The organism is Pantoea sp. EA-12, assembly GCF_030053355.1.
In the GTDB taxonomy this organism is placed as follows: domain Bacteria; phylum Pseudomonadota; class Gammaproteobacteria; order Enterobacterales; family Enterobacteriaceae; genus Pantoea; species Pantoea vagans_C.
The window spans coordinates 89,102-101,195 of record NZ_JASGBY010000011.1; the positions used below are offsets into that span (position 1 = coordinate 89,102).

12 protein-coding genes are annotated in these 12,094 nt (G+C 54.6%); 5 read left to right on the forward strand and 7 right to left on the reverse strand.

Going from position 1 to position 12,094, the window contains the following annotated elements; genetic code table 11:
- The first annotated feature begins 70 nt into the window (after nt 1-70).
- From QMZ30_RS16980 to QMZ30_RS16990, 3 genes are all read left to right on the forward strand, one after another.
- Nucleotides 71-922: a MurR/RpiR family transcriptional regulator gene (locus QMZ30_RS16980; protein ID WP_283228272.1), complete on the forward strand. Its 852-nt coding sequence runs from the start codon at nt 71-73 to the stop codon at nt 920-922.
- Nucleotides 923-1,033: 111 nt separating this feature from the next.
- A complete protein-coding gene (gene pyk, locus QMZ30_RS16985; RefSeq protein WP_039335330.1) occupies nt 1,034-2,476 on the forward strand; it encodes a pyruvate kinase in 1,443 nt (480 codons plus the stop codon).
- Nucleotides 2,477-2,569: 93 nt separating this feature from the next.
- Complete coding sequence (locus QMZ30_RS16990) at nt 2,570-3,805, forward strand: MFS transporter (protein WP_283228273.1); 1,236 nt, start codon at nt 2,570-2,572, stop codon at nt 3,803-3,805.
- 65 nt (nt 3,806-3,870) lie between these two features.
- Here QMZ30_RS16990 and lpxM read toward each other — a convergent pair whose 3' ends face one another.
- The 3 genes from lpxM to znuA form a co-directional block, all read right to left on the reverse strand.
- A complete protein-coding gene (gene lpxM, locus QMZ30_RS16995) occupies nt 3,871-4,845 on the reverse strand; it encodes a lauroyl-Kdo(2)-lipid IV(A) myristoyltransferase (RefSeq protein ID WP_039335326.1) in 975 nt (324 codons plus the stop codon).
- Nucleotides 4,846-4,972: 127 nt separating this feature from the next.
- Entirely contained in the window at nt 4,973-6,301 is a 1,329-nt protein-coding gene (gene mepM / locus QMZ30_RS17000; protein ID WP_283228274.1) for a murein DD-endopeptidase MepM, read from the reverse strand.
- Nucleotides 6,302-6,315: 14 nt separating this feature from the next.
- Complete coding sequence (znuA, locus tag QMZ30_RS17005) at nt 6,316-7,287, reverse strand: zinc ABC transporter substrate-binding protein ZnuA (RefSeq protein ID WP_283228275.1); 972 nt, start codon at nt 7,285-7,287, stop codon at nt 6,316-6,318.
- Between the two features lie 77 nt (nt 7,288-7,364).
- On the opposite strand from znuA, the gene znuC reads away from it, so the two are divergent.
- Both znuC and znuB read left to right on the forward strand, forming a co-directional pair.
- Nucleotides 7,365-8,117 (forward strand): zinc ABC transporter ATP-binding protein ZnuC, encoded by a 753-nt coding sequence (znuC, locus tag QMZ30_RS17010; protein WP_039335321.1) that lies wholly within the window; start codon nt 7,365-7,367, stop codon nt 8,115-8,117.
- Nucleotides 8,117-8,902 (forward strand): zinc ABC transporter permease subunit ZnuB, encoded by a 786-nt coding sequence (gene znuB / locus QMZ30_RS17015; RefSeq protein ID WP_058972512.1) that lies wholly within the window; start codon nt 8,117-8,119, stop codon nt 8,900-8,902. Before znuC ends, znuB begins: the two co-directional genes overlap by 1 nt.
- Before the next feature lie 15 nt (nt 8,903-8,917).
- Here the strand turns inward: znuB and ruvB are convergent, their stop codons facing one another.
- The 4 genes from ruvB to QMZ30_RS17035 all read right to left on the reverse strand — a co-directional run bounded on the left by ruvB (nt 8,918) and on the right by QMZ30_RS17035 (nt 12,060).
- A complete protein-coding gene (ruvB, locus tag QMZ30_RS17020) occupies nt 8,918-9,922 on the reverse strand; it encodes a Holliday junction branch migration DNA helicase RuvB (protein WP_283228276.1) in 1,005 nt (334 codons plus the stop codon).
- Between the two features lie 8 nt (nt 9,923-9,930).
- Nucleotides 9,931-10,545 (reverse strand): Holliday junction branch migration protein RuvA, encoded by a 615-nt coding sequence (gene ruvA / locus QMZ30_RS17025; protein ID WP_039335313.1) that lies wholly within the window; start codon nt 10,543-10,545, stop codon nt 9,931-9,933.
- Between the two features lie 206 nt (nt 10,546-10,751).
- Nucleotides 10,752-11,279 carry a crossover junction endodeoxyribonuclease RuvC gene (gene ruvC, locus QMZ30_RS17030; protein WP_039335309.1) on the reverse strand — a complete coding sequence of 176 codons (528 nt, stop codon included), beginning with the start codon at nt 11,277-11,279 and terminating at the stop codon, nt 10,752-10,754.
- Nucleotides 11,280-11,316: 37 nt separating this feature from the next.
- Complete coding sequence (locus QMZ30_RS17035) at nt 11,317-12,060, reverse strand: YebC/PmpR family DNA-binding transcriptional regulator (protein ID WP_034828649.1); 744 nt, start codon at nt 12,058-12,060, stop codon at nt 11,317-11,319.
- Nucleotides 12,061-12,094 lie beyond the last annotated feature (34 nt).

A 12,094-nucleotide genomic window follows, 5' to 3' on the forward strand; every position in this document is an offset into this window, starting at 1 on the left:
GTATATTCTTGAGAATTGGCAGCGATTTCATCATTTAATGAAAGTGATTGAGGAGCATCAGGTTAACGACATGCTGGAACATATACAGGCGCAACTTGCGGCGCTGAGTAAATCAGAACGTAAAGTGGCGGAACAGATCCTTGCCGCTCCGCAGCAGGCAATGCACTCCAGTATTGCCACGCTGGCGCGAGCTGCCGAGGTCAGCGAACCGACCGTTAACCGCTTTTGCCACCGTATGGGCACGCGCGGCTTTCCCGATTTCAAATTACGTCTGGCACAGAGTCTGGCCAAAGGCCCAAGCTGGGTGAGCCGCGATGTGGAAGAAAATGACAGCGTGGAGAGTTATAGCCACAAGATTTTTGATTCTGCGCTCGCCGGACTGAGCCAGGTACGACAACAGCTGGATTTACAAGCGATCGATAAAGCCATTCTGGCGTTAACACAGGCCAATAAAATTGCCTTTTTTGGCCTTGGTGCCTCCGCCGTGGTGGCGCATGATGCGACCAATAAATTTCTGCGCTTTAATCTGCCGGTCATCTGGTCAGAGGATATTGTGATCCAGCGCATGAGTTGCATAAATAGTGGACCAAATGACGTTTTTGTTCTCATATCACATACTGGCCGCACCAAAAATATGATAGAACTGGCTCGCCTGGCGCGTGTAAACGCTTCCACAGTTCTGGCTATCACCTCTCCGGGTTCACCCTTAGCGGCAGAAGCATCCCTCGCCCTGACGCTTGATGTACCTGAAGATACGGATATCTACCTGCCGATGGTCTCCCGCCTGGCGCAATTAACCGTGATTGATGTTCTGGCGACAGGATTTACGCTTCAGCGCGGCGCTGTTTTCCGCGAAAATCTGAAACGGGTGAAAGAAGCACTAAGAGATTCGCGCGTGGAAAAACACGTGCAGGAAAAATAATTAACATCACATTCACAATGTGAGTCGAATCACAGCCCATCGATCATATAGAATAGATGACCACACCGTGTCCTACGAAAGTGGCACGAACCTTTGTTAACGGAGTCCTTCATGTCAAGACGTCTCAGAAGAACCAAGATCGTTACCACCCTCGGTCCAGCTACCGATCGCGACAATAACCTCGAAAAAATCATCGCGGCGGGCGCTAACGTTGTGCGACTAAACTTCTCTCACGGTACGGCTGAAGACCATCAGCTACGTGCCAATAAAGTGCGAGAGATTGCCGCTAAACTTGGCCGTCACGTGGCGATTCTGGGTGACCTGCAAGGTCCTAAAATTCGTGTATCAACCTTCAAAGAAGGCAAAGTCTTCCTTAACGTGGGCGATCGTTTCCTGCTGGATGCAGACCTGAGCAAAGGCGAAGGCGACAAAGAGAAAGTCGGTATCGACTATAAAGGCCTGCCAGAAGACGTGGTGCCTGGCGACATTCTGTTGCTGGATGATGGCCGCGTGCAGTTGAAAGTGTTGGAAGTTCAGGGCGTCAAAGTGTTCACCGAAGTCACCGTCGGCGGCCCACTCTCCAACAATAAAGGGATTAACAAACTCGGCGGCGGTCTCTCTGCAGAAGCGCTGACAGAGAAAGATAAAGTGGATATCATCACTGCCGCGAAAATCGGCGTGGATTACCTGGCCGTCTCTTTCCCGCGCAATGGCGAAGATATGAATTACGCTCGCCGCCTGGCGCGCGACGCCGGTTGTGATGCCAAACTGGTAGCCAAAGTGGAACGTGCTGAAGCGGTGGCAACTCAGGAAGCCATGGATGACATCATCCTCGCCTCTGACGTGGTGATGGTGGCGCGTGGCGATTTGGGTGTTGAAATTGGCGACCCAGAACTGGTCGGTATCCAGAAAGCGTTGATCCGTCGTGCCCGTCAGTTGAACCGTACCATTATCACCGCTACCCAGATGATGGAGTCGATGATCACCAACCCGATGCCCACCCGTGCGGAAGTCATGGACGTGGCTAACGCCGTGTTGGATGGTACCGATGCGGTGATGCTGTCTGCCGAAACCGCAGCAGGCCAGTATCCGGCTGAGACAGTGTCAGCGATGGCAAAAGTGTGCCTCGGCGCGGAAAAAATCCCGAGCGTGAATGTCTCCAAGCACCGCCTGGAAGTGCAGTTTGACAACGTGGAAGAAGCGATTGCCATGTCTGCCATGTATGCCGCAAACCACCTGCAAGGGGTTTCCGCCATCATCACCATGACCGAATCGGGCCGTACCGCCTTGATGACTTCACGTATCACTTCTGGACTGCCGATCTTCGCGATGTCACGTCACGAACGTACCCTGAATCTGACGGCGCTGTTCCGTGGCGTAACGCCCGTCTATTTCGATAGCAACAACGATGGTGTTGCCGCCGCGCATGATGCCGTGAACCTGCTGCGTGATAAAGGTTTCCTCGTCTCTGGCGACCTGGTGATTGTTACCCAGGGCGACGTGATGGCGACCACCGGCACCACCAATACCAGCCGTGTCCTGCGCGTAGACTAAACGCTCACGCACCACCGACAGCGGCTGTAACAACATGGACAAACGCGACTGCCTGGCAGTCGCGTTTTATTTTTGTTCTGACAAGGAGGCCAGATGGCCCGCTTTCAACCGATTACGCAACTGACCGGACGCGTGCTGCTGTTTCCGCTCGCGCTGGTGCTATTTGAGTTTGCAACTTACATCGCCCACGACATGATTCAGCCTGGCATGTTGCTGGTGACCTCTGAATTTGACGTTGGCCCGGAATGGGTTTCCACGTCGCTGACAGCCTATCTGATGGGCGGCGTGGTGCTGCAATGGCTGCTTGGCCCACTCTCCGATAAATATGGCCGACGTCCGGTGCTGCTGTTTGGCATCCTGTTCTTTGCGGCGGCCTGCATTTTGACCACTTGGGTCAGCAACATTGAGCAGTTTGTCACACTGCGCTTTATTCAAGGCATCAGCCTGTGCTTTATCGGCGCAGTCAGCTACGCCGCTGTGCAGGAAGCCTTTGCTGAAGCACTGGCGGTGCGCATGATGGCGCTGATGGCCAACGTGGCGCTGCTGGCACCACTGGCCGGTCCGCTGGCCGGTGCAGCCTGGCTGACGGTCGGTGAATGGCGCAGTATGTTCTGGCTGTTCGCAATCTGTAGTCTGGTGGCCTTTGTGGTGCTGTGGCGCATCATGCCTGAAACCGCTGGCGACCGTAGCCACTCCATCGCCCTGCCCAATCTGGCACGTACCTATGGCCGCCTGGTACGCGATCGTCAGGTGGTATACGGATCCTTCGCCATCGGTTTGGTGTTTATCCCGATTCTGACCTGGGTAGCGCTGTCACCGGTGATTTTAATGCACGATGAAGGCTTGTCGCGTATGGAGTACGCTTTGCTGCAACTGCCGGTGTTCCTGGCGATGATCGCTGGCAACCTGACACTGGGAAAACTGGCAGGCCGTGTGCCTATCGAACAACCGGTGAAATTCGCCGCATGGCCGATATTAATTGGGTTAAGCACAGCCTTGCTGGCCAATCTGCTCGACAGCCATACCTATCTGCTGCTCACCGCCGGATTAAGCCTGTATGCTTTTGGTGCAGGTATGGTCAATGCGGGTCTCTATCGCCTGACGCTTTATTCCAGCAATGAAGGCAAAGGCAGCATTGCCGCCATGCTCGGTATGATCAGCATTCTGACGCTGGCCATTGGCATTGAGTTAGCGAAAAGCGGTTACTTCAGTGGCGGCACCCCGTGGTTTAGCGGGATTAACTTTGCGGCGGGTGTGCTGTGGTTTGGCCTGGTGACGTTGTTCCTGCGTGAACGTAAGCGTCGCAGTCACGTTGAAGCGGTTGGATGATGCGAGATTAAGCCCGCCGCTACGGATTGATTAATCCGTAGCGGCGCAATGCATTGTGCAAAAAACTATTTGCGCGGATACAGGTCTTTACGCGCATAGGGCTCAATATCCCCCTCTTTACGCGTCTTAAGCAATTTCAAAATCCAGGTGTACTGCTCCGGATGCGGACGCACAAACACCTCAACCTCTTCGTTCATACGACGCGCCAGCGTGTTGTCGTCTGCATCCAGCAAGTCATCCATTGGTGGACGAACGTAGATTTCCAGTCGGTGCGTCTCGCTGTTGTAGACCGGGAACAGCGGAACAACGCGCGCGCGGCACACTTTCATCAAGCGACCTACGGCAGGCAACGTAGCCTTATACGTGGCAAAGAAATCCACGAACTCACTGTGCTCGGGGCCGTGATCCTGATCCGGCAGATAGTAGCCGTAATAACCCTGACGCACCGACGCGATAAAAGGTTTGATGCCGTCATTGCGGGCATGCATGCGGCCACCAAAGCGACGACGTACCCGATTCCACACGTAATCTAACAGCGGATCGCTCTGGTTGTGGAACATCGCCGCCATCATCTGGCCTTCCGATGCCAGCAACATCGCCGGAATATCTACGCCCCAGCCGTGCGGCACCAGGAAAATGACGTTTTCTTTATTCGCCTGCAGTTGTTCAATAATTTCGCGTCCGTGCCAGTCCACGCGTTGTCGTACGCGCGCAGGATCGCGCATCCCCAGCTCAGCCATCATCACCATTGCCTGAGGCGCGGTGGCAAACATACGATCAGCAATCTCTTCGCGCTGCGCTTCGCTCAGTTCCGGCAGGCAATAGTAGAGATTGATCAGCGCACGGCGGCGCGCACTTTTAGCCAGCTTGCCAGCAAACCGACCTAATCCGCCCAGTATCGGATCGCGCACTTTGGCAGGCAGCATTGCCATACCGGCCAGCGCACCAATCGCCAACCAGTTGCCCCAGTATTTCGGTTTTAAAAAAGAACGTTGAAAAACGGGAATAAACTCACTGTTATTTTTCTTTCGGGTTTCCATGCACTCGCCTCTGACAATGACGGGACAATGATAGTGACGGTGGTTAATTTTGCAATCATCCTGCGTCAGATAGCAAAAAACCGACGAATATTTCGTCGGTTTTTTTAATATTAGCGGCTGTGGTGCGTTATTTCAGCGCTAACTGCGGAAGATACGTCTTCACATCTGCCAGATAGTTACTGCGATCTTTGCCAGTCAGACCTTCCATGCGCGGCAGCTTAGCCGTTAAAGGATTGACCGCCTGATTGTTGATCCACACTTCATAGTGCAAATGCGGGCCGGTAGAGCGTCCGGTGTTACCCGACAACGCAATGCGGTCGCCACGCTTCACTTTCTGTCCAGGTTTCACCAGCACTTTGCTCAGGTGCATATAACGGGTCATATACTGACGGCCATGGCGAATCGCCACATAGTTACCGGCAGCACCGCCATTTTTAGCCATCACCACTTCACCGTCACCCACGGCCAGCACAGGAGTCCCTATCGGCAGGGCAAAATCGACACCTTTGTGTGGCGCAATACGCCCGGTCACCGGGTTAAGTCGGCGTGGGTTGAAATTGGAAGAGACGCGATACTGCTTCACGGTAGGGAAACGCATAAAGCCACGAGCAAGGCCGGAGCCGTTACGATCGTAGAATTTGCCGTCTTCCGCGCGGAAGGCGTAATAATCTTTGCCGCCCGTGCGCAGGCGCACACCCAGCAACTGGCTCTGCGCGCTTTTACCATCCAGCATTTCGCGGGACATCAGCACGCTAAAATCATCACCGGCACGCAGTTTGCGGAAATCCATCTGCCACTGCATGGCTTTGATAACGTTGCTGGTTTCGGCGCTGGTCAATCCGGCACGCTGCGCGCTGGCACCAAAACTGCCACGCACTTCGCCTTTCAACACGCTGTTTTGCCATTCACCCTTTTGCATCTCCTGCTGCATCTTAAAGCTGCCATTTGGCTGACGCGTATAGGTGCGGGTTTCACGGCGATCCACTTCCCAGGTGAAGTCTTGCAGCTGTCCGTCTGCATCCAGCGTCCAGCTCAGTTGCTGGCCGACACGCAGATTACGGAAGTCTTTGTCGCTGCTCACCAGCGCATTGATATCACCGAGATCGATACCATACTGATTGAGCGCGCTGCTTAACGTATCACCCGACGAAACGGTGTAATCGTGTTGATTCGGGTTATCTGGCACATCTTTATCGATGTCATCCGCGGGGATGTCTTCTTCCGGCTCTGCCGTGGTTTGATCAATCGGCTCACTGGATTCAGGCAGTAACGTACGCAGTTCGTTTTTGTCCAGCGTGATGTCTTTCACGATGGGCGCAACGTCATGGGGATGATAAACATAGGGCCGCCAGACAGCGACGGCCAATGTCACAACAGTTAATGTACCCAACATAACGCGGTGGGGACGCGGCAAATTATTAAATGCGAGGGCGACAGAGCGGGCTATCTGCTGCACTTTTACCTATTCCTCTATGCTCCATTCAGGCAGCTCGCATACTGGCTCGACAACTGTGAGAGGAATTTCACATAGCTGTCTTTGGTTAAGCTGATTCCCATGCCCAGCGGATCAAGGGTGCCTTTACGCACGTTGGTTCCGCGAGACACGGCATCGATGACGGCCGGCCTGAATTGTGGTTCAGCGAAAACGCATACGGCTTTCTGCTCAACCAACTGTGTTCGTATTTGATGTAAACGCTGGGCGCCGGGTTGGATCTCAGGGTTGACGGTAAAATGTCCGGTAGGGGACAAACCGTAGTGTTTTTCAAAGTAGCTGTAAGCATCGTGAAAAACGAAATAACCTTTGTTCTTAACCGGGGCAAGCTGCGCGCCAATGTGCTTGTCAGCATCCGCTAATCCTGCCTCAAATTGCTGCAGGTTCGCGTCAAGTTTGGCTCTGCTTTGCGGCATAAGTTCCAATAATTTTCCATGGATTGCAACCGCAGATTGCCTCGCTATCTCTGGGGACATCCACAGGTGCATATTAAACTCCCCGTGGTGGTGGTGATCATCAGACGCGTCTTGGTCTTCAGACTTTTCTGCACCATGGTCATGATCGTGACCATGTTCATGTTCTTCCTCCTCTTCCCCCCCCCGGATCAGCAGCGGTTTCACCCCGGGCATCGCGGCAATTTCCAGGTTTTTAGCCGCCGGTAACTCCGCCGCAGACTTGGTGAGGAACGCCTCCATTTCAGGACCAACCCAAACGACTAAGTCCGCGTTTTTAATACGTTTTACATCCGAAGGACGCAAGGCATAATCATGCTCTGAAGCACCATCTGGCAGCAACACTTCAACCGGTGTGACGCCATCCGCAATGGCGGCGGCAATAAACCCCAGAGGTTTAATCGAAGCGACGACAGCAGAGTGTGCTGGCAGTGCAAAAGCGGCAACCATTGCCGCAGCAGGAAGAGTAAAAACAAGGCGCTGCTTAATGTGTAACATAATGCGTCATTCCATCGTGACCCGTAGATGGAATGTGATATTATAACATCCGAAATTCAATGCAACCCGTAAATACTATGTCGTCACTTGTTACACTTGAAAACATTTCAGTGAAGTTCTCTCAGCGTCCCGTACTGGCAGGCATTAGCCTGTCGCTGGAACCGGGAAAAATCCTCACGCTGCTTGGGCCAAATGGCGCAGGTAAATCGACGCTGGTGCGCACGGTACTTGGTTTGCTGACCCCCACCAGCGGTACCGTTAAACGCACGCCCGGTTTACGCATCGGCTATGTGCCGCAGAAACTGCATATCGACCCTACTCTGCCGATCACCGTTGAGCGTTTTATGCGCCTGACGCGTGGCAGCCAGCGTGATGCCATTCTGCCTGCGTTAAAACGCGTTCAGGCGGGTCATCTGTTGCAGGCCCCCCTGCAAAAGCTTTCTGGTGGTGAAACACAGCGCGTGTTGCTGGCCCGCGCCCTGCTCAACCAGCCGCAACTCCTGGTGTTGGATGAGCCCACACAGGGCGTTGACGTCAACGGTCAGGTTGCGCTCTACGATTTAATCGATCAGCTTCGTGGTGAACTCAACTGCGGCGTGCTGATGGTCTCACATGACCTGCATCTGGTGATGGCGAAAACGGACGAAGTGTTGTGCCTCAACCATCACATCTGCTGTTCCGGCACGCCGGAAGCGGTGTCGCAGCATCCCGAGTTTATTGCCATGTTCGGCCCACGCGGCGCGCAGCAGTTAGCTATCTATCGCCATAACCACAATCACCGTCACGATTTACAGGGACGTATTGTTCTGCGCAAAGGAAAGGGTTCCTGATGATTGAACTGTTATTACCCGGCTGGCTCGGGGGTGTTTTGCTGGCGCTGGCGGCGGGCCCGTTAGGCTCATTCGTGGTCTGGCGTCGCATGTCCTATTTCGGCGATACCCTGGCACATGCCTCACTGCTGGGTGTGGCGTTTGGCCTGCTGCTGAATGTGAATCCCTATTACGCCGTCATTCTGGTGACCGTTTGCCTGGCGTTGGGTCTGGTATGGCTGGAGCGTCGTCCGCATCTGGCCATTGACACCCTGCTGGGCATCATGGCGCACAGCGCACTGTCGCTGGGCCTGGTGGTGGTCAGCTTGATGCAAGGCGTGCGCGTCGATTTGATGGCGTATCTGTTTGGCGATTTGCTGGCAGTCACACCCGATGATTTGTGGATGATGGGTGGCGGCGTAGCGATTGTGTTAGCGGTGATGGCATGGCAGTGGCGTTCGCTGTTATCCATGACCATCAGCCCCGAACTGGCGCAGGTTGATGGCGTCAATATTCAACGCACGCGCTTGATGCTGATGCTGGTAACCGCGTTGACCATTGGTGTGGCGATGAAATTTGTCGGTGCGCTGATCATCACCTCACTGCTGATTATCCCCGCCGCGACCGCGCGCCGTTTTTCACGTTCACCCGAGCAGATGGCGGGCTTTGCGGTGCTGATTGGCATTTTGGCGGTGACGGGGGGGTTAACCTTCTCCGCCACCTATGACACGCCTGCTGGCCCGTCAGTGGTGCTGTGTGCCGCCGTGCTGTTCATCCTGAGCATGGCAAAAAAACCGGCGGCATAGCGCCACCGGTTAGGTCTACTCTTCGCGGGTGATACCGAAATGCTTGTAAGCATGCTGCGTGGCCAGACGGCCGCGCGGTGTGCGCTGAATGAAACCCTGCTGAATCAGGAAGGGTTCAATGACATCCTCAATGGTTTCCCGCTCTTCACCAATCGCCGCCGCCAGGTTGTCCAGTCCCACCGGTCCTCCGGAGAATTTATCGATAATGGCCAGTAGCAGTTTACGGTCCATGTAATCAAAGCCCTGATTATCGACATTCAGCATATCGAGCGCACTCGCGGAGACTTCCCCACTCATGTTGCCGTTGGCGCGCACTTCCGCATAGTCACGTACACGCCGCAACAGACGGTTTGCAATACGTGGTGTGCCACGCGCACGACGCGCCACTTCCAGTGCCCCTTCTTCACTTAGCGACAGGCCCAGGCAAGCCGCGCTACGGCTGACGATGTGTTGCAGATCCGGCACGTTATAGAACTCAAGACGCTGCACAATGCCGAAGCGGTCACGCAGCGGCGAAGTCAGTGAACCGGCACGCGTGGTCGCGCCAATCAAGGTAAACGGCGGCAGATCGAGTTTGATGGAACGCGCCGCCGGACCTTCACCGATCATGATATCCAGCTGATAATCTTCCATCGCCGGGTAAAGCACCTCTTCCACCACTGGCGACAGACGGTGAATCTCATCGATAAACAGTACGTCGTGCGGCTCAAGGTTGGTCAGCATGGCCGCCAGATCGCCCGCCTTCTCCAACACCGGCCCAGAGGTGGTGCGCAAGTTGACCCCCATCTCGTTGGCGACAATGTTAGCTAGCGTGGTTTTACCCAGCCCAGGTGGACCGAAAATCAACAGATGGTCAAGGGCATCACCACGCAGTTTCGCCGCCTGGATGAAAATCTCCATCTGCTCACGTACCTGTGGCTGACCGACGTATTCCGCCAGCAGTTTAGGGCGAATGGCGCGGTCGAGACTCTCTTCTTCGTTTAAAGGGACACCCGAAACCAGGCGATCGGCTTCAATCATGCATTACCTCAAATAGCTGCGCGCAGGGCTTCACGAATCAGGGTTTCACAGTCAGCATCAGGTTTGCCCACTTTACTGACCATGCGGCTGGCTTCCTGCGGTTTATAGCCCAGTGCCACCAGTGCTGCAACTGCTTCAGCTTCCGCATCATTGCTCTGTGGCGCTTCGGATGGAGTGGTCAACGTAAAGGTTGAGTCACTGCCGAACAGATCGCCGTGCATGCCTTTAAAGCGATCTTTCATCTCAACCACCAGGCGCTCGGCGGTTTTCTTGCCCACGCCCGGCAGCTTGATCAGTGATGCAATCTCTTCGCGCTCAACGGCAGTGACAAACTGCTGTGCCGACATCCCGGACAGGATAGCCAGCGCCAGTTTCGGCCCGACGCCGTTCACTTTCACTAATTCACGGAACAGCGCGCGCTCCTGCTTATTGTTGAAACCAAACAGCAGTTGCGCATCTTCACGCACCACAAACTGGGTGAAGATAATCGCTTCCTGGTTGATGTCCGGCAGCTCATAGAAGCAGGTCATTGGCATATGTACTTCATAACCGACACCGTGCGCCTCAATTAACACCAGCGGCGGCTGTTTTTCCAGAATGTTGCCTCGTAGACGACCAATCACCTGAGCAGTTCCTTATATAAGTCGATTCATACCCTAAATATTTACCCTGACAGCACCGCGGCAACCGAGCGAACCCCGACTTGCTTGCTGTGTTAAGCGATTCGGGTGAACGAGGGCAAACAACGCATCAGTCAGTGCGACATGACGGGTATTTATAACATAAAAAAGGCTGGATCAATATCCAGCCTTCATCTCTGTCGCCTTTATCAACCCGACCGTAATCGACCGCGCGTCATCACCAGTTTTGTATCACTTAACCGCGACGCATTCTGGCTGAGATGGCAATGGGTAATCGCGATGGCTAACGCATCAGCGGCATCCGCTTGCGGATTAGCAGGGAGTTTCAGCAAGGTACGCACCATATGCTGCACCTGGCTTTTCTCTGCCCCACCGGTACCGGTGACCGTTTGCTTGACCTGCCTTGCGGCATATTCAAACACGGGCAAATCGAGGTTCACAGCGGCGACAATAGCGGCACCACGCGCCTGCCCCAGCTTCAACGCGGAGTCGGCATTCTTCGCCATGAAGACTTGCTCAATAGCGAAATAATCCGGTGAGAACTGGGTGATAATTTCACTCACCCCGGCGTAAATGAGCTTGAGGCGAGATGGCAGGTCGGTGACATTGGTACGGATGCAGCCGCTGCCCAGATAACTGAGCTGGCGGCCCACCTGACGAATCACACCGTAACCGGTGACGCGCGAACCGGGGTCAATCCCGAGAATGATCGCCACTACGCGCCTCCGGCTGTTGGGTTAGTGGATAACGCCATTACAGCGTTTCCGCGACCTCATCAGAAATTTCACCGTTGTGGTAAACTTCCTGCACATCGTCGCAATCTTCCAGCATGTCGATCAGACGCAGCAGTTTCGGTGCAGTTTCGGCGTCCATCTCTGCTTTGGTCGAAGGAATCATTGAGACTTCTGCGGTATCGGCTTTCAGGCCACCGGCTTCCAGTGCATCACGCACGGCACCCAGCTCTTCCCAGGCCGTAAAGACATCAATCGCGCCATCGTCGTAGCTGACCACGTCTTCTGCACCGGCTTCTAATGCCGCTTCCATCACTGCATCTTCATCCTGACCCGGCGCAAAGGAGATCACACCCTTTTTGCTGAACAGGTAAGAAACAGAACCATCGGTACCGAGATTTCCACCGGTTTTGGTGAACGCATGGCGCACTTCACCCACGGTACGGTTACGGTTGTCACTCAGGCACTCAATCATCACGGCTGAGCCGCCAGGACCGTAACCTTCATAGATGATGGTTTCCATGTTGGAATCATCTTCACCGCCCACTCCGCGTGCAATCGCACGGTTCATGGTGTCACGCGTCATGTTGTTGGACAGGGCTTTGTCCATTGCTGCGCGCAGACGCGGGTTAGAGCCGGCATCGCCGCCGCCCAGTTTCGCTGCGGTCACCAGTTCACGAATGATTTTGGTGAAGATTTTGCCGCGCTTAGCGTCCTGCGCCGCCTTGCGGTGCTTGGTGTTAGCCCACTTACTGTGTCCAGCCATCTCTCTCTTTCTCCGATCTTTTGTATCGCACGGG

What these genes read in the sequence shown, in the direction of transcription:
- znuA (WP_283228275.1), bottom strand. Translation starts at nt 7,287, where the DNA reads ATGTTACACATTAAGCAGCGCCTTGTTTTTACTCTTCCTGCTGCGGCA.
- znuC (WP_039335321.1), top strand. Translation starts at nt 7,365, where the DNA reads ATGTCGTCACTTGTTACACTTGAAAACATTTCAGTGAAGTTCTCTCAG.
- lpxM (WP_039335326.1), bottom strand. Translation starts at nt 4,845, where the DNA reads ATGGAAACCCGAAAGAAAAATAACAGTGAGTTTATTCCCGTTTTTCAA.
- QMZ30_RS17035 (WP_034828649.1), bottom strand. Translation starts at nt 12,060, where the DNA reads ATGGCTGGACACAGTAAGTGGGCTAACACCAAGCACCGCAAGGCGGCG.
- ruvB (WP_283228276.1), bottom strand. Translation starts at nt 9,922, where the DNA reads ATGATTGAAGCCGATCGCCTGGTTTCGGGTGTCCCTTTAAACGAAGAA.
- QMZ30_RS16990 (WP_283228273.1), top strand. Translation starts at nt 2,570, where the DNA reads ATGGCCCGCTTTCAACCGATTACGCAACTGACCGGACGCGTGCTGCTG.
- pyk (WP_039335330.1), top strand. Translation starts at nt 1,034, where the DNA reads ATGTCAAGACGTCTCAGAAGAACCAAGATCGTTACCACCCTCGGTCCA.
- QMZ30_RS16980 (WP_283228272.1), top strand. Translation starts at nt 71, where the DNA reads ATGCTGGAACATATACAGGCGCAACTTGCGGCGCTGAGTAAATCAGAA.
- znuB (WP_058972512.1), top strand. Translation starts at nt 8,117, where the DNA reads ATGATTGAACTGTTATTACCCGGCTGGCTCGGGGGTGTTTTGCTGGCG.